Annotated in this window: 25 protein-coding genes and 1 pseudogene; 14 read left to right on the plus strand and 12 right to left on the minus strand. The window is 69.7% G+C overall.

Annotated features, from left to right (window positions below):
- Window positions 1–24 precede the first annotated feature (24 nt).
- Window positions 25–1,305, plus strand: a complete 1,281-nt coding sequence (locus SNAS_RS08385; protein ID WP_041624665.1) for an MFS transporter — start codon at window positions 25–27, stop codon at window positions 1,303–1,305.
- Here the strand turns inward: SNAS_RS08385 and SNAS_RS08390 are convergent.
- Window positions 1,295–2,482, minus strand: a complete 1,188-nt coding sequence (locus SNAS_RS08390; RefSeq protein ID WP_013016973.1) for an amidohydrolase — start codon at window positions 2,480–2,482, stop codon at window positions 1,295–1,297. The genes SNAS_RS08385 and SNAS_RS08390 overlap by 11 nt on opposite strands.
- A 38-nt stretch (window positions 2,483–2,520) precedes the next feature.
- On the opposite strand from SNAS_RS08390, the gene SNAS_RS08395 reads away from it, so the two are divergent.
- Both SNAS_RS08395 and SNAS_RS08400 read left to right on the plus strand, forming a co-directional pair.
- On the plus strand, window positions 2,521–3,012 hold the full coding sequence (locus SNAS_RS08395) for a nucleoside deaminase (protein WP_013016974.1): 492 nt from the start codon (window positions 2,521–2,523) through the stop codon (window positions 3,010–3,012).
- Window positions 3,013–3,071: 59 nt separating this feature from the next.
- Complete coding sequence (locus SNAS_RS08400; RefSeq protein WP_013016975.1) at window positions 3,072–4,028, plus strand: hypothetical protein; 957 nt, start codon at window positions 3,072–3,074, stop codon at window positions 4,026–4,028.
- A 12-nt stretch (window positions 4,029–4,040) separates the two neighbouring features.
- Here the strand turns inward: SNAS_RS08400 and SNAS_RS08405 are convergent, their stop codons facing one another.
- The 3 genes from SNAS_RS08405 to SNAS_RS08415 are packed head-to-tail and all read right to left on the minus strand — an operon-like array spanning window position 4,041 to window position 6,096.
- Window positions 4,041–5,096 carry a hypothetical protein gene (locus SNAS_RS08405; protein ID WP_013016976.1) on the minus strand — a complete coding sequence of 352 codons (1,056 nt, stop codon included), beginning with the start codon at window positions 5,094–5,096 and terminating at the stop codon, window positions 4,041–4,043.
- Entirely contained in the window at window positions 5,093–5,419 is a 327-nt protein-coding gene (locus SNAS_RS08410; RefSeq protein WP_013016977.1) for a PadR family transcriptional regulator, read from the minus strand. Before SNAS_RS08410 ends, SNAS_RS08405 begins: the two co-directional genes overlap by 4 nt.
- A gap of 47 nt (window positions 5,420–5,466) precedes the next feature.
- Complete coding sequence (locus SNAS_RS08415) at window positions 5,467–6,096, minus strand: GntR family transcriptional regulator (protein WP_041625805.1); 630 nt, start codon at window positions 6,094–6,096, stop codon at window positions 5,467–5,469.
- 87 nt (window positions 6,097–6,183) lie between these two features.
- On the opposite strand from SNAS_RS08415, the gene SNAS_RS08420 reads away from it, so the two are divergent.
- Complete coding sequence (locus tag SNAS_RS08420) at window positions 6,184–6,804, plus strand: class I SAM-dependent methyltransferase (RefSeq protein ID WP_013016979.1); 621 nt, start codon at window positions 6,184–6,186, stop codon at window positions 6,802–6,804.
- On the opposite strand, the gene SNAS_RS37140 is transcribed toward SNAS_RS08420, so the two are convergent.
- Complete coding sequence (locus SNAS_RS37140; protein WP_013016980.1) at window positions 6,788–8,050, minus strand: helix-turn-helix domain-containing protein; 1,263 nt, start codon at window positions 8,048–8,050, stop codon at window positions 6,788–6,790. The genes SNAS_RS08420 and SNAS_RS37140 overlap by 17 nt on opposite strands.
- Before the next feature lie 106 nt (window positions 8,051–8,156).
- Between SNAS_RS37140 and SNAS_RS08430 the strand changes: the two genes are divergently transcribed.
- Together SNAS_RS08430 and SNAS_RS08435 are read left to right on the plus strand one after the other, a co-directional pair.
- Window positions 8,157–8,816: an HAD family hydrolase gene (locus SNAS_RS08430; RefSeq protein ID WP_013016981.1), complete on the plus strand. Its 660-nt coding sequence runs from the start codon at window positions 8,157–8,159 to the stop codon at window positions 8,814–8,816.
- On the plus strand, window positions 8,813–10,003 hold the full coding sequence (locus SNAS_RS08435; RefSeq protein WP_013016982.1) for an MFS transporter: 1,191 nt from the start codon (window positions 8,813–8,815) through the stop codon (window positions 10,001–10,003). The genes SNAS_RS08430 and SNAS_RS08435 overlap by 4 nt, the downstream gene beginning before the upstream one ends.
- Here the strand turns inward: SNAS_RS08435 and SNAS_RS08440 are convergent.
- The 4 genes from SNAS_RS08440 to SNAS_RS08455 form a co-directional block, all read right to left on the minus strand.
- A complete protein-coding gene (locus tag SNAS_RS08440) occupies window positions 10,000–10,626 on the minus strand; it encodes a hypothetical protein (RefSeq protein WP_013016983.1) in 627 nt (208 codons plus the stop codon). The genes SNAS_RS08435 and SNAS_RS08440 overlap by 4 nt on opposite strands.
- A gap of 16 nt (window positions 10,627–10,642) precedes the next feature.
- Window positions 10,643–11,428, minus strand: a complete 786-nt coding sequence (locus tag SNAS_RS08445) for a YwqG family protein (RefSeq protein WP_013016984.1) — start codon at window positions 11,426–11,428, stop codon at window positions 10,643–10,645.
- A 22-nt stretch (window positions 11,429–11,450) separates the two neighbouring features.
- Window positions 11,451–12,002, minus strand: coding sequence for a YdeI/OmpD-associated family protein (locus SNAS_RS08450; RefSeq protein WP_013016985.1), 552 nt, complete (start codon window positions 12,000–12,002; stop codon window positions 11,451–11,453).
- A gap of 118 nt (window positions 12,003–12,120) precedes the next feature.
- Window positions 12,121–12,582, minus strand: a complete 462-nt coding sequence (locus SNAS_RS08455) for a DUF4383 domain-containing protein (protein ID WP_013016986.1) — start codon at window positions 12,580–12,582, stop codon at window positions 12,121–12,123.
- A gap of 167 nt (window positions 12,583–12,749) precedes the next feature.
- On the opposite strand from SNAS_RS08455, the gene SNAS_RS08460 reads away from it, so the two are divergent.
- Together SNAS_RS08460 and SNAS_RS08470 are read left to right on the plus strand one after the other, a co-directional pair.
- Window positions 12,750–14,198 (plus strand): M81 family metallopeptidase, encoded by a 1,449-nt coding sequence (locus SNAS_RS08460; protein ID WP_013016987.1) that lies wholly within the window; start codon window positions 12,750–12,752, stop codon window positions 14,196–14,198.
- 76 nt (window positions 14,199–14,274) lie between these two features.
- Window positions 14,275–15,126: a hypothetical protein gene (locus SNAS_RS08470; protein WP_013016988.1), complete on the plus strand. Its 852-nt coding sequence runs from the start codon at window positions 14,275–14,277 to the stop codon at window positions 15,124–15,126.
- 6 nt (window positions 15,127–15,132) lie between these two features.
- Here the strand turns inward: SNAS_RS08470 and SNAS_RS08475 are convergent, their stop codons facing one another.
- Window positions 15,133–16,341 carry an FAD-dependent monooxygenase gene (locus tag SNAS_RS08475; RefSeq protein ID WP_013016989.1) on the minus strand — a complete coding sequence of 403 codons (1,209 nt, stop codon included), beginning with the start codon at window positions 16,339–16,341 and terminating at the stop codon, window positions 15,133–15,135.
- Window positions 16,342–16,486: 145 nt separating this feature from the next.
- Here SNAS_RS08475 and SNAS_RS37530 point away from each other — a divergent pair.
- Window positions 16,487–17,086, plus strand: a pseudogene (locus tag SNAS_RS37530) (TetR/AcrR family transcriptional regulator); the annotation flags it as partial.
- A gap of 86 nt (window positions 17,087–17,172) precedes the next feature.
- On the opposite strand, the gene SNAS_RS36590 reads toward SNAS_RS37530, so the two are convergent.
- A complete protein-coding gene (locus SNAS_RS36590) occupies window positions 17,173–18,003 on the minus strand; it encodes an aldo/keto reductase (RefSeq protein ID WP_013016990.1) in 831 nt (276 codons plus the stop codon).
- 120 nt (window positions 18,004–18,123) lie between these two features.
- Window positions 18,124–18,474: an ArsR/SmtB family transcription factor gene (locus tag SNAS_RS08490; protein ID WP_013016991.1), complete on the minus strand. Its 351-nt coding sequence runs from the start codon at window positions 18,472–18,474 to the stop codon at window positions 18,124–18,126.
- Between the two features lie 96 nt (window positions 18,475–18,570).
- On the opposite strand from SNAS_RS08490, the gene arsM reads away from it, so the two are divergent.
- The 5 genes from arsM (at window position 18,571) to SNAS_RS32555 (ending at window position 22,124) form a co-directional block, all read left to right on the plus strand.
- The gene (arsM, locus tag SNAS_RS08495) at window positions 18,571–19,368 is read left to right on the plus strand and encodes an arsenite methyltransferase (RefSeq protein WP_013016992.1); all 798 of its coding nucleotides are present in this window, start codon (window positions 18,571–18,573) and stop codon (window positions 19,366–19,368) included.
- A gap of 175 nt (window positions 19,369–19,543) precedes the next feature.
- Window positions 19,544–20,140, plus strand: a complete 597-nt coding sequence (locus SNAS_RS32540) for a peptidoglycan-binding domain-containing protein (protein ID WP_013016993.1) — start codon at window positions 19,544–19,546, stop codon at window positions 20,138–20,140.
- Between the two features lie 74 nt (window positions 20,141–20,214).
- On the plus strand, window positions 20,215–20,805 hold the full coding sequence (locus SNAS_RS32545; RefSeq protein ID WP_013016994.1) for a peptidoglycan-binding domain-containing protein: 591 nt from the start codon (window positions 20,215–20,217) through the stop codon (window positions 20,803–20,805).
- Window positions 20,806–20,818: 13 nt separating this feature from the next.
- A complete protein-coding gene (locus SNAS_RS32550) occupies window positions 20,819–21,415 on the plus strand; it encodes a peptidoglycan-binding domain-containing protein (RefSeq protein WP_013016995.1) in 597 nt (198 codons plus the stop codon).
- A gap of 121 nt (window positions 21,416–21,536) precedes the next feature.
- Window positions 21,537–22,124 carry a peptidoglycan-binding domain-containing protein gene (locus SNAS_RS32555; RefSeq protein ID WP_013016996.1) on the plus strand — a complete coding sequence of 196 codons (588 nt, stop codon included), beginning with the start codon at window positions 21,537–21,539 and terminating at the stop codon, window positions 22,122–22,124.
- Window positions 22,125–22,176 lie beyond the last annotated feature (52 nt).

A 22,176-nucleotide genomic window follows, 5' to 3' on the forward strand; every position in this document is an offset into this window, starting at 1 on the left:
CGAAATTCGGTATACCATTTCGCGGTGCCCAGGGGACTGACGACCGAGGACCCGCCCCAGCCGTCCGCCACCGGACCGTCGCGCGCCATCGTGTCGCTGCGGGCCAGCCCGCGGTTTCGGTTTTTGTGGGTGTCGAACATCTTCTTCTTCGGCGGCACCTGGATCCAGACGCTGATCCTGGGCTGGCTGGTCTTCGAGACCACCGACTCCGAGCTGCTGCTGGCGATCTTCACCGCCGTGCGGTTGACCCCGATGCTGCTGGGGCCGATCGCGGGGGTCTTGTCCGACCGCTACGACCGGGTTCGGCTGCTGACGGGCGCGTGTCTGCTGGCGCTGGGAACCGTTGTGGCACTGGCGACGTTGACGTCGCTGGGGATGGCCCCGTACTGGGTGGTGCTGTTGGGTGGGCTGATCATCGGGTTGGCGCACTCGCCGTCGCAGCCGGCTCGTTCGTCCCTTGTGGCTGAGCTGGTGGGGCCGGAGAACCTCAGCAACGCCAACGCGCTCAACTCGATGGCCATGAGCCTGCCCCAGGTGGTGGGCCCCGCGATCGGGGGTGCGCTCATCAGCGCGTTGGGCGCGTCGTGGGCACTATGGATCTCGACACTGTGGTACGTCGTGTCGCTGCTGATGCTGCTTCCGTTGCGGGGCAGTGGAAGGGCGGCAGCGGTCGCTCACGACGGGGTGTTGGCGATGCTGACCGGCGGTGTGCGCAGCATCCTGCGCAACCGTCTCGCGGCGACCGTCCTGGGGATCACCGTGGTGGCCAACATTCTGTTGTGGCCGATCTACCAGTCCTTCATGCCGGTGTTCGCCAAGTCCACGCTCGGCCTGGACGCGGCGGGCCTGGGCTGGTTGTTGACCTGCAACGGTGTCGGCGGACTGGTCGGGTCGATCGTCATCGCGGCGATGGGCGACTTCCGGTTCAAGGGCGGCGTGTTCGTGTTCGGCACCGCGCTGTGGGGCGGGCTGTGGTCGCTGTTCGCGTTGTCGGCCAACGTACCGCTGTCGTTCGCGCTGCTGGCCGGGATCGGGGTGGCCAGCTCGTTCTTCGGGGTGCTGCAGACGACCCTGCTGCTGTTGACCACCGAACCGGCGGTGCAGGGCCGGGCGCTGGGGATCCAGGAGCTGGCCATCGGCGTGATGCCGATCGCGGCGCTGGGCCTGGGCGCGATCGCCGAGGTCGCCGGGATCGGCGCGACCACCTTCGTCAGTGCGCTGCTGCTGGTCGCGGTCATGCTCGTGGTGGCGGTGCGGGTGCCGCTGTTGTTGCGGTTCAGCGGAACCCGGGCTGTCAGATCCTGAGCTCGCCGTCGGCGGCGACCACCCGGCCACCGGCCACGACCAGCCGACGGCGCGGGCAGCGCACCAGCGCGTCGGGCACGTTCTGCGCGTCCAGCAGGACGATGTCGGCGCGCGCCCCGGCGACCAGGTCGTGGACGTCGCGGTGCACGAAACCCGCCGCGCGCCGGGTCGCCAGTTCCACCGCGTAGGTCAGGTCCGCGTCGGTGCGCAGGCCGTGCAGCCGCGCGAAGTCCAGCGCCACCCGCAGGATGTCGCCGTCGCCGAACGGGGACCACAGGTCGCGGATGCCGTCGGTGCCCAGGCCCAGCGGCACCTCGCCGTCGCGCAGCTCGCGCCACGGCAGCGGCGCCGAACGGGGTGGAGCCACTGTCGCCCAAGAGATCCCCGCGTCGGCCAGCTCCGCCACCAGGGCGGTCTGGCGGGCCGGGTCGAGCTCGCCGAGCGCGAAGCCGTGCGACACCGTCACCCGGTGCTGGCGGCCGTGGCGGCGGGTGCGTTCGATGATGAGCTCGAACTGGAACGCGCCCAGCTCGCCCCGGTCGTGCAGGTGGATGTCGAGACCGACGTCGCGACGCACCGCGATGTCGAACAGACCGTCCAGTTGCGCCACCGGGTCGCGGTCGATCGAGGCCGGGTCGATGCCGCCGACGCTCGTCGCCCCGGCCACGGCTGCCTCGTCCAGCAGCTTCAGCACGCCCTCGCGCCGCATCACGCCGTCCTGCGGGAACGCCACGATCGCGATCGCCACGGCACCGCCCAGGGCGGCGGACGCCTCGGCCAGCACCTCGATGCCGCGCAGCCCCACACCCAGGTCGACGTCGACGTGACCGCGCGCCGCCGTGGTGCCGTGCCGCAGGTACTCGCGCAGCACCGCGGTGGCCGAGTCGACGCTGGGGATGCCGAGCGCGTCGCGGTACTCGCGCTCGTGCGCGATCCGGCCCTGCGTGGTCGCCTTGCCGCCGTAGGAGACCCACGGCTTGCCCCACCAGCTCTTGTCGGGGTGTGCGTGCGCGTTGACGAAGCCCGGCAGCGCCACCGCCCCGGCGCCGTCGAGCCGTTCACCGGTGGGTTCGGCCCGCCCCGTCGGGTGGATCGCGGTGATGCGGTCCCCGTCGACGTGGATGTCGGCGGCTTCGCCGCCCCACGGGCGGACGTTCGTCAGTGTCAGGCTCGGCATGCGGCGAATGGTATACCAAACGGTGCTATTGTTCGCACATGTCAGTGGGAAGCCTCACCGAAACCGACCGCCAGCACCTGCGCCGCTGCGTCGACCTCGCCCGCGAGGCCCTCGACGCCGGGGACGATCCCTTCGGCTCGCTGCTCGTCGACGGCGCCGGTGTCGTCCGCCGCGAGGAACGCAACCGGGAACGCAGCGTCGACGCGACCTGCCACCCCGAGTTCGCGCTCGCCAAATGGGCCGGGGCCAACCTGAGCCCGGACGAGCGACGCGACAGCGTCGTCTACACCTCCGGCGAGCACTGTCCGATGTGCAGCGCCGCCCACGCGTGGGTCGGACTGGGCCGTATCGTCTACGTCGCCAGCTCCGCCCAGCTGACGGCCTGGCGCCGCGAGCAGGGGTTCGGGCCCGGTCCGGTCGCGTCGCTGTCGATCCGGGACGTCGCCCCGGCGATACCGGTCGCCGGACCGGAACCGTCGCTTCAGGAGGAGATCTTCGCGTTGCACCGCCGGGCCGCCGCCCGCGCCTGAGGCCGTCCACGCCCCGAAAACCCCGCGCGCGATCGCCGCGACTGCCGGATGATCACGGCATGGAATCTGGACACCTCGCCCGCATCGAACGGGCCGCCGGGGTCGACGGACTCACCGACATCCTGTCCGACCGTCTGTCCCCCAGCGACCTGCGCTCGCTGCTTTTGGAAGTGCACCGCCGCCGGGCCGCCGCCGTCACCCCCGCCCAGCTGCTGCGGCAGTACCAGCGCGACCGCTTCAGCGAACCCAGCGACCTCAGCCTCGACGACCTGCACGCCCTCGACGCGCTCGTGCTGCCGCGGCTGGCGGCGTCGGGATACGAGGCCGTCGCGCTGTCGCCGGTGTGCCCGCTGGGAACCAACTCCGTGGTGTCCACTGTGCCGCAGAACAACGTCGTCACCACCGGCCGCGGCACCGAGGTCATCGCCGACGCCACCAACGTGCTGGCGCTGGAATGCGCCACCCGCCGCCAGTCCGCGGCCGGCAGCACCGACGTCGTCCGGCTGGCCGCCTCACAACGCGTGGTTCGGGGACAACCCATACAGGGCAGGGGACTCAGTCCGCACTTCAAGCTGCTGGCCCTGTGCACGGCGGGCCGCGACACCGGCGGCTTCGGCTTCGAGACCACCGCGCTGACCGAGCAGCTGACCATTCAGCTGCGGCTGCTGGAATCCATGGCCCGCGACGGATACCACCTCAACGACGTCGAGGTGTCGCTCACCGACCTGAACGGCGGAACCCGCAAGCCCGTACTGGACTCGCGGGTGTTCGCGCCGTTGGCCGAGGCGTTTCCCGAGGTCCGGTTCGGCTACGACGACGACCGGACCTCGGGGACCAACTACTACACCGACGTCAGCCTGGCCGTGTCCGCCCGCGACGCCCGGGGAGAGCGGATCACGTTCTCCGACGGCGGTTTCACCACCTGGACCCGGCAGCTGCTCGGCAACGCCAAGGAGCGGCTGCTGATCGGCGGCCTCGGCCTGGAACTGACGCACCGGCTGTTTCGGGACGGCTGAGGTCGGGATCGCTCAGCCAGCGACCTGGGCGACCCGCCGTCGTTTGGCCTTCGGTGCGAGGCCGAGCAGGAAGCCGAGGATCACGAAACCCAAGCCGCCCATCGTCACCACCGCCATGGGGCCCCAGATGAACCCGGACCACACCGGCACGCGATCGTCCGGATTGGCCAGTGACGTGTAGACGAGGTACAGGCAGATGGCGGTGGGAAAGGACAGGATGAACCCGCCGAAGGCGAGTGGGCCGGTCATGGCCGCGCGCCGGTTGATCGACCAGGGGCGGACGCGCCGGGCCAGCCAGCTGGTCAGCATCCAACCGGCGACGGCTCCGACGATCAGCCCGACCACGGTCAGCACCGGCACCAGGTTCGGGGTGGCGCGGGAGATGTCCACCTCGGTGTACCAGGGATAGTCCGGGAATTCCGCGGTGCGCACCTCCATGACGAGTCCGTCGCGGGTCGCGCTGAACGACTTCTCCATGTCGCTCGACTTCACCGCACCGACGTCCCAACCCGCCCCGGGCAGCCGGTCGCGCGCTTCGTCGAGACGGGCGTAGCCGTCCTTCTTGTGCTCCACCTCGTACGCCAGCCGGCCAGCGTGGTAGCCGTCCCCGTCGGCGATCGCGAACAGCGAGTCGATCGGCTCGCCCTCCATGTTTATCCAGCCGAACAGGTCCCGGTGCCGGTAGTCGTAGACGTCGGTGCCCATCTCCGGCACCGCCTGCCGGGCGAGTTGATCCGCCGCCGCTCCGTCGGGCAGGTCCACCGCGGTGTTCCACGCGGCGATCGAGCCCCCGATCGCCCCCAGCGTCGCGACGAACACCGCCACGAACACCCCGACCACGGCGGCCGGGATGCTGCCCGCTGACAGGTGTTTACGCAGCCCGCCGAACACCACGTCGGCGCGCTGGCCCGCGGTGGGACGGTCGCGTCCGTCAGAAGCGTCCATAAGGGTCGTCAGCATCTCCTCGCCGCGCTGCTTCCGGTACCAGGCCGGGTAAGCGCGCAGCAGTCGCCGGAATCGTTCTTCCACAGCCTTGTCCACGCTCGGGTTCTCCTCGGCATAGGTCATGACGGCGACCACCCCAGCTCGCCGGTGCCCAGGCGCCGCAACGCCGTCTCGGCATGGCCGCGTTGTTGCTCGGCGGCGGTGGCCAGCTGGGCGCGGCCGTGGTCGGTGAGCCGGTAGTACCGCCGCAGCCGCCCCGAGGTGATCTCCTCCCGGTCGACCTCGATCAGTTCGTCTTCCGACAGCCGGTCGAGGGCGGCGTACAGGGTGCTGGTGCGCAGCTTCACCTGGCCGTTGGACAGTTTCTCGACGTCGCGCATGATGCCGTACCCGTGAGCGGGTGCCTCGGCCAGCGCGGTGAGGATCATGAACACAGAATCTCGCATGAGATGGAATATACCCGTTAATGGAATATTCCCGCAACCGCCCACCGCTACCGGGGTCGCCGCCACCGGTCATTGGCCGCGTGCCGCACCGCGAGCTCCTCGGCCCGGGCCGCGTCCCGCTGTGCCACCGCCGCGTACAACTCCTCGTGCTCGTTCGCGACCCCGAGCAGGTCATCGTGCTGCCCCAGCAACCACCGCATCCGGCTGCGCAGGGTCTGCTCCAACTCACTGAGCAACTCGTTGGCGGCCAACGAGACCACGGTCTGATGAAAATCGGCGGCGGCCCGCCGCGCCGCCACGGCGTCCCCGTCGCGCGCGGCGGCCAACTCGGCGTCCAGGTCCGCCCGCAACCGGTCCAGCCCCGCCTTGCTCCGCCGCTCGGCGGCCAACCGAAACGCCAGCACCTCCAGGGCCGACCGCACCTCACCCAGATCCGCGATGTCCGACGGCGTGAACTCCCGCACCACCGCCCAGGTACGCGGCCGCTGAACCACCAGCCCCTCACCCACGAGCGTCTTGAGCGCGTCCCGGATCGGCAACCGGCTCACCCCCAACTCGGCCCCGAGCTCCCGCTCGACCAGCCGACTGCCGGGCGCGCGAACACCGTCGAGAATGTCGTCCCGCAACTGACGCGTGACACGCTCCGATTCGGGCTCGAAGCCCTCAGACCCTGGCATGGACGACATTGTCGCATCGCGTGACGCCTGGGACGCGGTGGCGACGACTACCGTCACAGGGGTAGCTCTTCCAAGGGTGGACGCGTCATGAGTGACAGAGACAAGGCCTTGCGGGTGTGGGAGAAGTTCGCGCCCCGGTACGACCGGACCATGCGGTTCTTCGAGCGGTGGCAGTTCGGTGGCGGGCGGGAGTGGGTGTGTTCGCGGACCCGGGGCGAGGTACTGGAGGTCGCGATCGGGACGGGGCTGAACCTGCCGCACTATCCCGACGGGGTGCGACTGACCGGTGTGGACTTCAGCCCCGCGATGTTGGCGCGGGCACGGGTGCGCGCTGGGGAATTGGGTGTGGCGGTGGAGTTGCGGGAGGCCGACGCCCAGGCGCTGCCGTTCGAGGACGGTTCGTTCGACACTGTGCTGTGCGCGTTGTCGTTGTGCGGTATCCCGGACAACGAGGCGGCGATCGGGGAGATGTACCGGGTGCTGCGGCCCGGTGGGCGGTTGTTGTTGCTGGACCACATCGGGTCCTCGTGGCCGCCGATCTGGTTGGTGCAGCGGTTGTTGGAGTTCGTGACCGTTCGCGGGGCGGGGGAGTATCAGACGCGGCGTCAGTTGCCGTTGGTGGTGCGGGCGGGGTTCACTGTGGAGGAGAGCGAGCGGTTGAAGGCCGGGTCGGTGGAACGGGTGGCGGCCACTAAGCCGGGGTCGTGAGCCGGTTGGTGAGGTGGTGGACGGCGCGGCGGCTGAAGGCGGAGTCGATGGTGGCGTCGAGGCGTTGGCAGTGCTGGGCCAGGTCGGCGGCCTGGTCGGTGTCGCCGGTGTCGAGGTAGGTGTGGGCCAGCCAGGTGGTGTACAGGGTGTGTTCGCGGACGTGGTGGGGGTCGCATTGGGACAGTGAGGTGCGCAGCCGCCGTTGGGCCGCTTCGGGTTGGTGGGTGGCGGCTTCGAAGCGGCCGACGATGATGTCCATCTCGGAGGCTGACAGCCAGTAGAGCCAGCCGGGGTCGGGGCGGGTGTCGTCGCGGGCGGCGAAGTGGTCCTGGGCCCGGTTCATGGCGTCGAGGGCCGATCGGGTTTCGCCAGCGGCGTTGAGGGCCCAGGCCAGTCGCGCGTGGACCATGGCGAGCATGCGGGGCGTGGGCGCGTCGAGCCGTCGCAGACCGGCCAGCGCGGAGCGGGCCACCAGGACGGCTTCGGCGGCGTCGCCGTTGGTCTCGGTGAGGTGGTAGGCGAGCGCGGAGGTGAGCTCGGCGCCGAGTTCGGGCAGGTCGGCGGCGTGGGCGGCGGCGATGCCGCTGAGGTAGTAGCCGGTGGCGCGAGCCGGGTCTGCGGCGTCGGCCGTGGACCATCCACACAGCTGACTCAGTTCCGCGAGGGCAGCGAGCAGCTGGCGTCCGATGTGGTCGGTGTATCGGGTGGTGGACAGCAGCTCGGCGGTGACGGCCAGTTCGCGCTGGATCGTGTGGTGCAGGTCGCCTCCGGCGACGATGTCGTCGGCCGTGCGCAGGTAGTCGGTGCGGGCCCGGATCCGGGCGATGGTCGCGGAGCCGATGGCGGGGCGGTGGTGGTCGCGGATCCGGGTGGCCAGCCAGCTCCACTCCGCAGGCGGCGGCGTGACGAGCCAGGCGTGGGCGGCGTGGCCGGGGGTGTCGGTGGCCGGTTGCGCGCCGCGCAGGCCGGTCGCGAGCGCTTCCAGGCGGCGACGGTTCCAGGACGGTGGCACGGATTCGGACGGGGCGGCGGGTTCGGGGTCGGCGGCGGGGGTGAGCAGGGCGGTGAGTTCCTCGACGGGCAGGCCCAGTTCCTCGGCCAGGGCCCGGCGGACGTGCGGGTACGGGATGGCCAGGCCGCGTTCCCAACGGGCGACGCTGGAGACGTTGACGCCGAGCCGCTGGGCGAGGGTCTCCTGCGTGTGGCCCCGGGCGCGCCGCCGCGCCGCCAGTTCACCGCGTCTCACAGTCTCACCTGCCGTTCCTCGCCGCCCAGCCTAACCGGGCGGATGACGGGTAGTTGACGGGTGAACGCCCTGGTGGCGGTGGCACGGGCGGGATTGACTGGCGGGCATGGCAATCACGCATGTCGTGTGGGACTGGAACGGAACCCTGTTCGACGACGCCCGCGCGCTGATCGACACCACCATCGAGGTCTTCGCCGAGCTCGGCCTGCCCGCGGTGACCGTGGAGCGGTATCAGGCGGTGCACACCCAGCCGATCGACGAGTTCTATCGCAGGTTGCTGGGCGGGCTCGTGGACGGGGAGCTGCTGCGGCGGATCCACGCGCGGTTCGAGGTGGCATACGCCCGGCGCCGTCCGGGGCTGGCCCTGACCGCCGACACGGTCGCGGCGCTGGAGTCGGTCGAGGCCAGCGGCCTGTCGCAGTCGGTGTTGTCGATGCACCCGCACGACCGGCTCACCGCGCTGGTGGAGCGGTTCGGTATCGCTGGGCGATTCGTCCGCGTCGACGGGCAGCGCGGCGCCGACGCCGGGTTCAAGGCCGCGCACCTGGCCGGACATCTGGAGCGGCTCGGGTTGAGTGGCGAACGGGTGCTGGTCGTCGGGGACAGTGTGGACGATGCCGCCGCTTCCGAGGACGTGGGCGCGCGGTGCGTGCTGTACCGCAGCGGCCTGCACAGCGTCGAGGCGTTGCGGCGAGCAGATGTTCCGATCGCCGACACCCTGCGCGAGGCACTGACGCTGGGGCTGCGGAAGGCCGGGGCGGTATGACGACGCGAACCGCCTCGCCCGTCGGCGAGATCCTGCGGTCCCGGCATGTGCTGCGGCTGTTGAGCTCGTGTCTGGTCGGCAGGCTCCCGACCGGCATGGCGGCGCTGGCGATCATCCTGTGGGTACGGTCGCACGGCGGCGACTACCGGCTGGCCGGACTGCTGGCCGCGCTGTACGCCGTCAGTGTCGCGGTGTGCGGGCCGATCATGGGTCGGCTCATCGACCGGACCCGGCAGGCGCCGTTCCTGGTGGGCGGGGCGGTGGTCGCCGGTGCGGCCTTCGTCGCCCTGTCCATGGTGGACCCGGTTACGGCGCCCGCGACCGCCGGCTTCGTCGCCGTGGTCGCCGGAGCCGCCACGCCACAACTGGAACCGTGCCTGCGGGTGCTGTGGGAGGACGTGACCTCCGGCGAACGGCAGGTGCGCGCGGCCTACGCCCTGGACGCCGCCACGCAGGAGCTGATCTTCGTGTGCGGGCCGGTCGTGGTGCTCGCGGCGGTGGGGCTGGCCGGGACGTCGGCGGGACTGATCGCCGCGGCGGTCGTCGGCCTGGCGGGCACGCTGTGGTTCGCCAGCGCGGCACCGGCTCGGGCGTGGCGGGGCAGCCCGGTCGCGCGGCACTGGGCCGGGCCGCTGCGGTCCGGGAACCTGGTGCGGTTGTTCGTCGCGTTGGTGTGCATGGGTTGTGCCGTGGGCGCGTTCACCGTGGGTGTCACCGCCCGCGCCGACGGGCTCGGGACACCGGGGGCGGCGGGCTGGCTGCTGGCTCTCAACGCGGTGGGGGCGTTGGCGAGTGGACTGGCTTACACCAATGTGGGCGTCGCGCGGCGAGACGACCGGCGGCTGGCGCTGGCCATGGTCGTGATGGCGCTGGCGTACCTGCCGCTGCTGTTCGCCGACGGCCTGGTGCCGCTCGCGGTGCTGGCGTTCGTATGCGGCGCTCCGCTGCCGGTGGCGCTGACCTCGTCGTTCGCGCTGGTCGCGCGGATCGCGCCGCCGGGGACGCTGACCGAGTCGCACGCGTGGATGATCACCTCGTTCGGGGTCGGCTACGCCGCGGGGACCGGCCTGGCGGGGACGGTCGTGGACGCGATCGACACGCCGACGGCGTTCCTGCTGGCCACGGTGGCGGCGGCGGTCAGTGCCCTGTGGACGGTTCCCCGGCTGCTGCCGAGGCGGGCCGACTAGTTCTCGATCGTGGTCAGCCAGCGCGCGAACGGATCGGCGGGGTCCTCGTCGTCCATTTCGGTGGGAGTGGCGATGTCGAGTCCGGTGCGCGGGACGGTGACGCCGTACTCGGTGACCAGCCAGCGGCGGTAGGACGAGTCGGCGCTCACCGGGTGGCCGTCCTCGTCGGACGGTGGCTCGTCCCAATCCTCAGACCAGCACAGTTCGTCGTAGCCGATGGCCAACAGCCGCAGGAAGTCGAGCGGCTCGCGGCCCAGCAGGCACACCGTCGTCGACCCCGAACCCGAACCCATGTGGACGATGCGCTGGCCGCCGTCGTCGTCGAGCCAGAACGCCGCCATCGAGCCCTCGGCGCCGGTGATCGCGAAGACGCACAGCCGCTGGATCACGGCCCGGTCCTCGGTGCCCAGCCAGTGTTCGAGGAGTTCGGTGCCGTCGGCCCGGAACTCGATGCCGGTGGTCGCGGCCTGCTCGCCCGGCATGGCCAGCCAGCCGGAGGTCCGGCCGTTGTGGAGGCTGGTGTTGCCGTTGGCGGTGATCCAGTCGTAGAGGTGCTGGAACTCGGCGGGGATGCTCATGCCGGGACACAGGACGTCGGTCAGTTCCCGGATCAGGCTGTTCACATGGTTTCCTTCGCGGTCAACTACAGCTCCAGTGGAAGTCGACATCGTCGAACCTGCGGGCCGCCAGGTCCTCGCGGGTGATCGTCCACAGTGATGTGCCGACGTCGCCCCAGCCGATCCCGGCGGCGGAGTCGGTGTCGATCTGGGCCAGCAGCAGCGGCAGGGTGGTGTCGGTGCGGGGGCCGTCGGGTCCGGGAACCTCGACGGGGGTCGAACTGGGGGCGAAGTCGGCGGCGTACTGGATGTCGCGGCCGTAGCCGCCGACCCGGTGACTGGGGATCGGGGTCTTGTCGACCAGGTCCCAGAACGCGTCGTTGTCGAGCACGCCGGTGTCATCGTCGCCGAGGTCGGCTTCGATGGCGTGCAGGTAGGAATGGTCGTAGTCGGGCGAGGTCAGTTCGATCACGGAGGTCAACGCGACCCGCGTGAACGGCTGCTCGGTCCCGGCCGGGGCCGCGCGGGGCACCGCCGCCGACGCGGCCGGGAAGTACCGGACCCGGCCCAGCGAGCCGGACGGCCCGTCGCAGAAGAACTCCAGCAGCCCGTCGCCGGGCAGGTCGAAGTCGATGCGCAGCAGGATGGCCAGGTCCAGGCTCATCAGATGGTGCAGCGGCGCGCCCGCCGCGTCGGTGGGCCACGGTTCGTCGGGCGGCAGCGCCGGGTCGCCGCCCAACCAGCCGACGACGGGGTCGGCGCCGGTGGCGTGTTTGAGGCGGATCCCCGGGCGCAGCAGGGACAGCCAGCGGTCGGCGATGGGGGCGGGCAACAGGCTGCGGCCGATGTCGACCAGGTTGTCGGTCATGACGGGGGCTTTCGGGGGCGGTTCAGCGGGGATCGGTGAGTCGTTCGAGGAGCCGGTTCAGTGACTTGGCGCGGGTTTCGGGAGTACGGGTCTTCAACAGCGGCAGGACGAGCAGGTACTGGTCGGACTTGCCGAGCTCGCCGAAGGCGGCCGCCGCCGTCGGGTTTCCCGCCAGAGCGGTGGCCACATCGGACGGCACGGTGAACTCGCTCTGCTTCACGTACGCGGCGTCCCAGCGGCCGTCGGCCTTGGCGGCCTCGATCTCGGCGAACCCGGCCGGGCGCATCCGGCCGGCCGCGATCAGGGACTCGGCCTTGGCGACGTTGACCTGCGACCAGGAGCTGCGGCGGCGCCGCTTCGAATAGCGCTGCAGGAACGACGCCTCGTCCAGGCCCTTGCGCTGCCCGTCGATCCAGCCGAAGCACAGCGCCCCGTCGAGGGCGTCGCCGATGGCGAGCGTCGTCAGCGGCGAGTTCTTCTTCGCGATGCGCAGCCACGCCTCGGTGTGCTCGCCGTGGTTTCGCTCCAGCCACGCTTCCCACGCGGCCACGTCGGGAAAGTCGAGTATGTCCATGCGTTGTCCTTCCCGCCTATGTGCCTGCGACGACAGTAGCCGAACACGCACAGTCAAGGCCCCCTCTCGCCATTGACGAGAGAGGGCGATCCGTGCCCACTAAAGTGGCTTTCAGGCGCTAGGGCACCATCTTCTTGACGTCGGTCTTGCTCTTGCCGCGCAGGAACAATCCGAGGCCGACCATCCCCACTCCGAGGAGCAGGTGCAGCCAGTTGTCGGCGGCGTTGAGGGGCACGAAGTTGGCCGTGGAGTCGGGGTCGAGCAGCATTCCGTAGACCCACAGCACCACATAGATCGCGCCGCCCGCCACCAGGAACCAGTAGGAGCTGCCGACGTTGGTCGTGGCCACGGCCAGACCGACGACGCCGAACAGCAGATGGACGACGTTGTGCAGAATCGAGACCTGGAACAGGCCGAGCAGCAGGGCGTGCGACTCGTGGCCCGCGGTCTCCAGATTGTGGTATTCGGTAGTCAGACCCGGAACGAAACCGGCGATGCCGGCCAACAGGAACACCGCGCCGACGATCGCCGCGGCCCACTGAATCGGGGTCAGGGTCTTCTTTGTTGTCGTGGTGGCCATGAGAACCTCCAAGGGTCTTTTGCGGACACCTATGACTCATCCTTCTCCTTACCCACCTGAATAGAACCCAACCAAAGACCCCAAAACGGGTGTGCAAAGGACACTGTGAGGAGCGTGGCCGCGCCCGAGTATTGATCGGGGCCCAGGTGGACCGTAAGCTGCCGCCCATGGGTGAACGTAAGTGGCGTATCGCGGTTGGTGGCATACACATCGAGAGCTCGACATTCTCGCCGAACCTGGCCGGGCCGAGCGACTTCGCCGTGACCCGCGGTGATGACCTGCTGAACCGCTACGACAGCCTGCCGGAGTCGGCGCGCTGGCTGCCGCTGGTGCACGCCCGCGCCATGCCCGGCGGTGCCGTCGAGGCCGCCTTTTACGACGACATCGCCACCGAGTTCCTGGACCGGCTGCGGCGGGCCCACGAGGCCGAGCCGCTGGACGGGGTCTATCTCGACATCCACGGCGCCATGAGTGTGGACGGACGCCGCGACGCCGAGGGGCGGCTGGCGGCCGAGGTGCGGCGCGTCGTCGGCCCCGACGTGCTCGTCTCGGCCTCGATGGACCCGCACGGCAACGTGTCACGCGCCCTTGTGGACAACGTGGATCTGTTGACCTCGCACCGGATGTCGCCGCACGAGGACTGGAAGCTGACGATGGCGCGGGCACAGTCCAAACTCGTCGAATGTCTGGACGCGGGCGTGCGGCCGCGCCGCGCCTGGGTGACCGTGCCGGTGCTGCTGCCGGGCGAGAAGGCATGCACGCGTGACGATCCCGCCAAGCGGCTGTACGGGATGCTCCCGGCGATCGAGGCGTGCGACGGGGTCGTGGACGCCGCGATCTGGATCGGCTACGCGTGGGCGGACGAGCCGCGCTGCCAGGCCGCCGTGGTGGTCAGCGGCACCGACACCGACCTGATCCAGGCCAAGGCGGCCGAACTGGCGCGCGCCTGGTGGGACGCGCGGGCCGAGTTCGACTTCTCCACCCGCGCCACCGACGCCGACACCGCGATCGCCGAGGCGCTGGCCTCGCCGAAGCGGCCGTTCTTCGTGTCCGACTCCGGCGACAACCCGACCGCCGGTGGCTCCGACGACGTCCCGTACTTCCTGGGCAGGCTGCTGGCCACCCCCGAGCTGGCCACCGGCGAGGCTTCGGCGATCTGGGTGAGCGTCGTGGCCCCCGACGCCGTGGTCGCCTGCGCCGAGGCCGGGATCGACGGCGAGGTGGAGTGCGCCGTGGGCGGGGCGCTGGGCTGGGGCGACACGCTGTCGCTGAAGGGCCGGGTGGTCAACCTGGTCGACGACGCCGACGGCGGCACCATCGCCGTGGTCGTCAGCGGGGGAGTGTCGGCGGTGCTCACCAGCCGCCGCAAGGCCTTCCACTACATCGAGGACTTCACCGCCCTGGGACTGGATCCCGCGAAGGTGGACCTGACGGTCGTCAAGATCGGCTATCTGGTGCCGGACCTGTTCGACGCCGCCGCCGGCTGGGTGCTGGCGTTGAGTCCCGGCGGCGTCGACCAGCACATCGTGCGGCTCGGCCACCGGCACGTCGACCGTCCGATGTATCCGCTGGATCCCGATATGTCCGACCCGGACCTCACCCCGGTACTCATCTGAGTGGTCACGGCCCGGTGAGTCGTCAAGGGACCTATGGCCCCGGCGGCCGAGTCGCCGACCCCCTAGAGTTCCCGCCATGCCACCACAGCCTTCCGAGGTCGACAGCGACGACACCGCCACCGAACCGCAGTGGCACGACTACGTCGAACAGTCGCTGCTGCCGCACTGGCGCCGTCAGGCCGAGGCGGCCTACCGCGCCATCCGGCGGGTCACCCGGGCCGAAGAGGCCACACTGGACTCACTGTTGCGGGCGATCGGCGCCGAGGGCGGCGAGGCGGTCCGGTCCCGGCTGGAGCGGGCCCACTTCCCCGACGGCGGTTACGACGCCCTGATCCTGACCGCGGCCCTCGACAGTGGAGCCGTCCGGATCACCGCGGACTGGGACAGCGCGACGGTGCTCGAGACACCCGACGGGACCGGCTTCGACCCCGGCGTACTGGCCGGAGCGCTGGCCAAGGCCGACCGCGCCTCGGTGCCTGACGTGCTGGGCGGCCTGACCAAGGCGGGCATCGACCTGGAGCGGGCCAGCGGCGGCACCACCGTCGCCGACGCCGACACCGCCCGCGCCAAGGGGGCGCTGGCCAACATGAAACTGGACGGCCGACCGCACGACCTGGTGGTCACCGACGAGGGACTGCTGTTCCTGGGCTGCCCCAAGGCCACCGACGACGGCGAGAAGCGACTGCGACTGCTGCTCACCGCCGCCGACGGCGTCAAGGGACTGGCGTCCCGCCCCGACGCCCGCTGGCTGCCCTTCGAGGAGTTCAGCCGGGTCCGCATCCTGAAACACAGTCCGATCCGGGCCATGGTCACGCTGCACGACGGCACCGAGCACGACTTCGGCTGGAGCTGGGCCGGGGAGCAGATCGGCGCGTCCGACAATCTGCTGGACGAAGTACTGTCCGATATGGCCCAGCGGCTGCGCTGAGGTCCACTACGGAGTCGTCGCGGCCGAACCGCGCAGTAGCGCCGGATAGTCGGGCAGCTCGACGTTCTCGGCCTGCGAATCGGCGATCTTCAGCATCCACTTCATGAAGGCCGCCGAGTTGAACATCCGGTTGCGCAGCCAGGGACCGTACTTGCCGCGCGGCGCGAAGAACCGTCCGGCGCCCTCGCCGCCGCGCTGGCATTTGCGCACGTACTTGGCGAGACGCTCCTGGTAGGTGGCGAACGCGGCCTGGTGGTCGCCGCCGGACGTCGCCAGTTCCCCGGCGAGCGTGTAAGCGCCCACCATGGAGGTTCCGGCGCCCATGCCGCCGATCGTGGCGCCGTAGGCGGCGTCGCCCAGAAGCGCCGTCCGCCCCTTCGACCACTGTGGAGTGGTGACCTTGACGATGCCGTCGAAGTACAGGTCGGTGGCCTCCCGCAGTCCGGCCAGCAGCCGGGGCGCGTGCCAGCCGACACCGGTGAACTGCCGCGCCACGATGTCCTTCTGCTGCCGCGGGTCGTGGCGGTCGTACTCCAGCGGCGGCGAGGCGAAGAACACGGTCGCGTAGGCACGGGCAGGGTCGGCCGCGTCGGCGGCCACGCCGATGACCTTGCCGGGGACGTTGTACATGGTCGTGATCGGCGGGGCGTCGAAGTCGTTGCGCAGCGACCAGAACGCGACGTAGTAGTCGAACTGCTTGACGAACTTCGACTCCGGTCCCATCGTCAGCCGCCGCACGTTCGAGTGGACGCCGTCGGCGCCGATGACCAGGTCGAACCGGCGCCGCGTCCCGGAGGCGAACTCGACGGCCACACCGTCGGCGCGCTGTGTCAGCCGGGTGATCGAGTCGCCGAACAGGTACTCGGTCGAGGAGCGGGTGCGCTCGTACAACAGCCGGGACAGGTCGCCACGCCGGATCTCGACCTCGCCACCAGCGAACTCGCCCGGCAGCGCCGCCAGCTGCCGTCCGGTCTCGTCGACGAACGAGAACGGGCTGCCCCCGGTGTCGGTGGCCTGCAGGTCGTCCCAGATGCCCATGCGCGTGAGCACGGTGCGATGGGTCTCGCCACGGAAGTCGACCGGCTGGCCGCCGGTGCGCAGCTCGCGGGCGATCTCCACCACGGTCGGTGCGAAACCGTAGCGGGCCAGCCAGTAGGCCAGGGCGGGACCGCCGATTCCGGCGCCGGAGATCAGGACGGTGCGAGGGGTGGTCATATCGGTACTCCCAAGAAACTGTGTCTAGTGGAAACTAATACGTATACGATAGACACAGTTTTATGCTGGTGTCAAGTCCGAGACAGGAGCATGTGTGAGCGACAGCGAATCCACCGACGTGACCAGGCAGGCGCGGGCCATGGCGATGCTGTGGGGTGATGAGGCGCGGCCCAGCCGCGGCCCGAAGCCGAGCCTCAGCCGCGAGCGGATCCTCGCCAGCGCCATCGCGATCGCCGACGCCGAAGGACTGTCCTCAGTGTCCATGCAGCGGGTCGCGGCCGACCTGGGCGTGACGAAGATGGCGATGTACCGCTACGTGCCCGGCAAGGCCGAGCTGACGCAGCTCATGGTGGATCACGCGATGGGACCGCCGCCCGGCGGCGACGACGCGACCGGCGACTGGCGTGCCCGGCTCGACCGCTGGGGCAGGCTGCTGTGGGAGCGGTTCGCGGCCCATCCGTGGGTCCTGGGCGCCACCATCGGGCTGCGGCCCATCGGTCCGTCGGAACTGGGCTGGATGGACGCCGGTGTCGCCACGCTGGCCGATTCCGGGCTCTCGGGCGCCGAACGCCTCGACGCCATCGAACTGGTCTCCGGGCACCTGCGATCACTGGCGCAGCAGACTCTGTCGGTGGCGCCGACGATGACCGAAGCCGAGTTCCTCGGCCTGCTGGGCACCGCGATGGGCGACAACCCGGACCGGTTCCCGGCGCTGCGGGCGGCCATGATGGACGGCACCTGGCCGGACGGACGCGACAACGCGCTGGGCTTCGGGCTGGAGCGCATCCTCGACGGCATCGCCGTCCTCATCGAACGGCGCGCCGTCTTAGTTCAGGCCCCGAACTCGTCGGGGTCCATGCCCATGCGCCGCCCGGATTCGAGCGCGGCGACCGCGGCCATGTCCGCCTCGTCGAGGCTGAAGTCGAAGACGTCGATGTTCTCGACGATCCGCGACGGCGTCACCGACTTCGGGATGACGACGTTGCCCAGCTGGATGTGCCAGCGCAGCACCACCTGGGCGACGGACTTGCCGTGTTTGGCGGCGACCCGCATCAGGCCCGGCTCCACCAACAGCTCGCCGCCCTGCCCGATTGGACGCCAGGCTTCGGTGTGGATGCCGTGCGCCGCATGGTATCCACGCAGCTCGGCCTGCGGCAGGTACGGGTGCAGCTCGATCTGGTTCAGCGCCGGGACGATCTCGCACTCGGCGGCCAGTCGCTCCAGGTGCGACACGTGGAAGTTGGACACGCCGATGGCGCGGGCCCGCTTGTCGGCGTAGACGCGCTCCAGTGCCTTCCACGTCTCGACGTACAGGTCCTGGCCGGGAGCGGGCCAGTGGATCAGATACAGGTCCACATAGTCCATGCCGAGCCGGTCGAGGGACGCGTCGAAGGCCTTCAACGCCGCGTCGAAACCCTGGTCGTTGTTCCACAGTTTCGTGGTGATGAACAGGTCCCCACGGGGGACCCCCGACTCGGCGACCGCCCGCCCGACACCCTCTTCGTTCTTGTACAGCGACGCGGTGTCGATGCTGCGATAGCCGTTGTCGATGGCCACGACACAGGAACGCCGGGCCTCGTCGTCACTGGCGCGCCACACGCCCAGTCCGAGCTGCGGCATCTCGACGCCGTTGTTCAAGGTGATGTTCGGTGCGCTGGTCATCGCGTGCCCGGCCTTCCTGGTCGTCAAGTCACTGACGCCAGTAGTCTCGCATCGCGACGCGCCCGGCACGGCGGTTCCGGACGATGGAACCCGTCACACCGGTGCCGACCAGCGGCACGGCTAGCCGACCGGACTGTCCAAAAGCGCCGAAAGCTTGCGCAGGTTGTCGCGCAGCGGCCAGTAGTAGACCCAGGTTCCGCGACGTTCGCAGTCCACCAGCCCGGCGGTGCGCAGCACCTTGAGGTGATGCGAGATGGTGGCGCCGGTCAGGTCGAAGGCACCGGTGAGGTCGCAGACGCAGATCTCGTCGGGGGCCGAGGTGATCAGCGACAAGAGCCGCAGCCGCACCGGGTCGCCGAGCGCCTTGAACATCGCCGACAGTCCGACGGCGCGCTCGTCGTCGAGGGCGGTCTCGGCCAGCGGGGCGCAGCAGGAGACGGGGATCGGTGCGGTGAGCGTCGGATCGGCCATGCCGCTATTTTGACAGCTATCGAATCAGAGTGCTAGCCTCGCCTCAACAGCTGTTTAGACAACCATCTAGATAGTGTTTCGTCCGAGGAGAACACCATGACGACCATCGACAACACCAGCTGCTGTGGCCCGACCGCCATCCCCGAGCCCACCGATCCCGTCGCGCTGCGGGAGCGGGTGCGGGAAAGCTACGCCGCCGCGGCCCGCAAGGTCAACGAGGGCGGCGGAGGCTGCTGTGGCCCCGCCACCACCGACGACCTCGACTTCTTCGGCCCCGAGGCCTACGCCGCCGCCGACCGGGACTCACTGCCCGACGCGGCGGTGGCCGCCAGCCTCGGCTGCGGCAACCCGGTCGCGGTCGCCGACCTGGCCGAGGGCGAGACCGTGCTGGACCTGGGTTCCGGCGGCGGGATCGACGTACTGCTGTCGGCCAAACGCGTCGGCCCGACGGGCCGGGCCTACGGGCTCGACATGACCGACGACATGCTGGAGTTGGCCCGCGCCAACGCCAGCAAGGCGGGGGCGACCAACGTGGAGTTCCTCAGGGGCGAGATCGAGGAGGTTCCGCTGCCGGACGCCAGCGTCGACGTCATCATCTCCAACTGCGTCATCAACCTGTCGACCGACAAACCCGCGGTGTTCGCCGAGATGACGCGGGTGCTGCGTCCGGGCGGTCGCATCGGCCTCAGCGACGTCGTCGCCGCCGACACCCTGTCGCCGTCCGACCGTGCCGCGCGCGGCGGGCACGTCGGCTGCATCGCCGGGGCACTGTCCTTCGAGGAGTACCGGGAACAGTTGGCGGCGGCCGGTTTCGGCCAGATCAGCATCACGCCCACCCACGAGGTCACCGACGGCATGCACTCGGCGATTGTGCGAGCTCACAAACCGTCCTGAATCCGGACCAGCACCGTCAAAACGCCCCGTCCGAAGTACACGGTGTGACCGTCCATGTTCGAAATGGCCCAAAAATTAAGCGCGAGTTAAGAAGTCGTTCAGTGTACTCAGTATCGTGGTCCGCCGTGAGCCCGGAACAACCCGGGCTCCATGGCCGACCGCAGAGGACACGTCTATGCGCAATCGCAAGTGGAAGATCGCGGCCGGGATCGGTGCCGCCGCACTGATCGTCGGCGGAGTCGCGGGCGTGGCCGGATTGGCCAACGCCGACCCGACGGCGAAGTCCACGACCTTCGTGGACGGCTTCGGGAACATCAACGACGACTGGAGCGACAACCACCGCGAGGCCGGAGTCCTGTGCGACGGCTGCGACAACTCGCAGGGCACCGACCTCGTCCACCTGTGGCAGGCGATTCTGGCCGCCGACGGCTACCTCACCGACGAGCAGATCGACGGCTACTTCGGTCCCGCGACCGCCAAGGCCACCAAGCAGTGGAAGGCCGATCGCGGCCTGACCGCCAACGGCCGGGTCGGCAACGGTTCCTGGACCCTGGCCGACGACTACCTCGAGCCGGATCCCGAACTCGGCGATGAGTACCCGATCTACAACGGCGAGACCGACGGCAATGTCCAGTTCGGTCGCGCCACCGACGCCACCGGGGCGTACCGGATGAACGTCGTGGTCACCTCCGAGGGCTACGAGATGTTCAACAGTTCCTACGAACAGGGCGTCCAGCTGTTCGAGGAAACCGTCACCTGGACCACCGAATAACGATCCCTACGCAACTGTGCCGGCGTCACCGCCGGGACATTCCCAGAAAAACCCAACCCTAGGGGCAGAACAGAATGCGCAACCGCAAACGCAAGATCGCCATGGGCGTCGGCGCCGCCGCGCTGGTCGTCGGTGGTGTCGCGGGCGTGGCCGGAATCGCCTCGGCCGACCCCGGCACCAAGGCCGTCGAGTACGTGGACGGCTTCGGCAACGTGAACGACGACTTCAACGACCACCAGCGCGAAGCGGGCGTCCTTTGTGACGGCTGCGAGAACTCCAGCGACACCGACCTGGTGACGCTGTGGCAGTCGATCCTGGCCTCCGACGGCTACCTCGGTCTCGACGAGATCGACGGCGACTTCGGCGCCGCCACCGCCGACGCCACCGCCGCCTGGCAGGGCGACAACGAGCTCGACCCGACCGGTGAGGTCGACCAGGCCACCTGGGCCACCGCCGACGACTACCTGGAACTGGGCGACAACGGCTACGACGTCTTCTACCCCGGTGACGAGCAGGGCGGCGTCAACCTGGAACGCGACCCCGACGACGGCACCTACGACCTGCTCGACGTGACCGACCCCGCGGGCGCCACCTACGCCAACGCGAGCGGCGAAGGCTACATCTGGATCTTCGAAGAGAGCATCAAGCTCACCGCCGCCGAATAGGAGCGAATCACCCGTGCGCAATCGCAAGTGGAAAGTCGCCGTCGGCATCGGTGCCGCGGCGTTGATCGCCGGTGGTGTCGTGGGCGTGGCGGGTTTCGCCAACGCCGAGAACCCGGCGCGGGCGGCCAAGTTCGTCGACGGTTTCGGCAAGGTCACCGACGACTTCAGTGACCACGCCAAGGAGGTCGGCGCCCTGTGCGACGGCTGCGGCAACTCGCGCGGCACCGACCTGGTGCTGCTGTGGCAGTCGATCCTGGCCGCCGACGGCTACCTGCCCGGCTCCGAGATCGACGGCTACTTCGGTGACAGGACCGCCGAGGCCACCAAGGAGTGGCAGTCCGACCACGACCTCGACTCCGACGGTCGGGTCGGCAGCAAGACCTGGGCGGCCGCCGACGACAACATGAATGTGGACAGTGACGGTTCCGTCTACTACTTCGGTGGTGACGAGGAACTGGGCGGCTTCCTCACCTTCGCGCGTGACGAGGACAAGGGCAACTACGACCTCATCAGGGTGGGCGTGTACGACGACGCCTCCTGGGACGACACGAGCGGAAGCAAGTACCTCTACATGTCCAAGGCCAGCAACACTCTGGTCGAAGAGGACTGACGGTCAGACTCCTGTCTGGGGCCCGGCGATTTTTCGCCGGGCCCTTTTTCGCGTAAACCCTTTCCGGGTGTTCTGACGTCTTTATTGCTGAAGGACAACAACAACCCGAGGGGCACAACTGATGCGCAATCGCAAACTGAAGGTCGCCGTGGGAGTCGGTGCTGTGGCACTGATCGCCGGAGGTGTCGCGGGAATCGCCGGTATCGCCGGTGCCGACCCGACCAACAAGTCGGTCGAGTTCGTCGACGGTTTCGGGAACATCAACGACGACTGGAATGACCACGAGCGCGAGGCCGACGTCCTTTGTGAGGACTGCGACAACTCCTCTGGGACCGACCTGGTGGTGCTGTGGCAGTCGGTGCTGGTCGCCGACGGTTACCTGGCATCCGTCGCCGACATCGACGGCGAGTTCGGGGCTGACACCGCCGAGGCCACCGCCGAGTGGCAGGGCGACAACGAGCTCGACCCGACCGGTGAGGTCGACCAGGCCACCTGGGCCACCGCCGACGACTTCCTGGAGCCGGGCGACGACGGCGCGACCGTCTCCTACGTCGGCACCGACGAGGGTTCGGTCCTGTTCACCCGCACCGACGACCTGGACGGCGCCTACGCCCTTCAGTCGGTGACCAACGGCGACGGCGAAGAGGTCCAGCCCGAGAGCCAGGACGACCGCATCTGGTTGTTCGACAGCACCATCAGCTTCGAGTAGGAAGCGCGAACCACCGGGAGAACCTCGGGCCCCGCGGAACTCCGCGGGGCCC

Source organism: Stackebrandtia nassauensis DSM 44728 (assembly GCF_000024545.1).
Taxonomy (GTDB): domain Bacteria; phylum Actinomycetota; class Actinomycetes; order Mycobacteriales; family Micromonosporaceae; genus Stackebrandtia; species Stackebrandtia nassauensis.

Excerpts from the sequence above, each read along its gene's own strand:
- arsM (WP_013016992.1), top strand. The coding sequence starts at position 18,571 with ATGACGACCATCGACAACACCAGCTGCTGTGGCCCGACCGCCATCCCC.
- SNAS_RS08395 (WP_013016974.1), top strand. The coding sequence starts at position 2,521 with ATGTCAGTGGGAAGCCTCACCGAAACCGACCGCCAGCACCTGCGCCGC.
- SNAS_RS08405 (WP_013016976.1), bottom strand. The coding sequence starts at position 5,096 with ATGACCTATGCCGAGGAGAACCCGAGCGTGGACAAGGCTGTGGAAGAA.
- SNAS_RS32540 (WP_013016993.1), top strand. The coding sequence starts at position 19,544 with ATGCGCAATCGCAAGTGGAAGATCGCGGCCGGGATCGGTGCCGCCGCA.
- SNAS_RS08460 (WP_013016987.1), top strand. The coding sequence starts at position 12,750 with ATGGGTGAACGTAAGTGGCGTATCGCGGTTGGTGGCATACACATCGAG.
- SNAS_RS08415 (WP_041625805.1), bottom strand. The coding sequence starts at position 6,096 with ATGCCAGGGTCTGAGGGCTTCGAGCCCGAATCGGAGCGTGTCACGCGT.
- SNAS_RS32545 (WP_013016994.1), top strand. The coding sequence starts at position 20,215 with ATGCGCAACCGCAAACGCAAGATCGCCATGGGCGTCGGCGCCGCCGCG.
- SNAS_RS08445 (WP_013016984.1), bottom strand. The coding sequence starts at position 11,428 with ATGACCGACAACCTGGTCGACATCGGCCGCAGCCTGTTGCCCGCCCCC.
- SNAS_RS08400 (WP_013016975.1), top strand. The coding sequence starts at position 3,072 with ATGGAATCTGGACACCTCGCCCGCATCGAACGGGCCGCCGGGGTCGAC.
- SNAS_RS08455 (WP_013016986.1), bottom strand. The coding sequence starts at position 12,582 with ATGGCCACCACGACAACAAAGAAGACCCTGACCCCGATTCAGTGGGCC.
- SNAS_RS08435 (WP_013016982.1), top strand. The coding sequence starts at position 8,813 with ATGACGACGCGAACCGCCTCGCCCGTCGGCGAGATCCTGCGGTCCCGG.
- SNAS_RS08390 (WP_013016973.1), bottom strand. The coding sequence starts at position 2,482 with ATGCCGAGCCTGACACTGACGAACGTCCGCCCGTGGGGCGGCGAAGCC.
- SNAS_RS08410 (WP_013016977.1), bottom strand. The coding sequence starts at position 5,419 with ATGCGAGATTCTGTGTTCATGATCCTCACCGCGCTGGCCGAGGCACCC.
- SNAS_RS36590 (WP_013016990.1), bottom strand. The coding sequence starts at position 18,003 with ATGACCAGCGCACCGAACATCACCTTGAACAACGGCGTCGAGATGCCG.
- SNAS_RS08490 (WP_013016991.1), bottom strand. The coding sequence starts at position 18,474 with ATGGCCGATCCGACGCTCACCGCACCGATCCCCGTCTCCTGCTGCGCC.
- SNAS_RS08475 (WP_013016989.1), bottom strand. The coding sequence starts at position 16,341 with ATGACCACCCCTCGCACCGTCCTGATCTCCGGCGCCGGAATCGGCGGT.
- SNAS_RS32555 (WP_013016996.1), top strand. The coding sequence starts at position 21,537 with ATGCGCAATCGCAAACTGAAGGTCGCCGTGGGAGTCGGTGCTGTGGCA.
- SNAS_RS08470 (WP_013016988.1), top strand. The coding sequence starts at position 14,275 with ATGCCACCACAGCCTTCCGAGGTCGACAGCGACGACACCGCCACCGAA.
- SNAS_RS08430 (WP_013016981.1), top strand. The coding sequence starts at position 8,157 with ATGGCAATCACGCATGTCGTGTGGGACTGGAACGGAACCCTGTTCGAC.
- SNAS_RS08450 (WP_013016985.1), bottom strand. The coding sequence starts at position 12,002 with ATGGACATACTCGACTTTCCCGACGTGGCCGCGTGGGAAGCGTGGCTG.
- SNAS_RS08420 (WP_013016979.1), top strand. The coding sequence starts at position 6,184 with ATGAGTGACAGAGACAAGGCCTTGCGGGTGTGGGAGAAGTTCGCGCCC.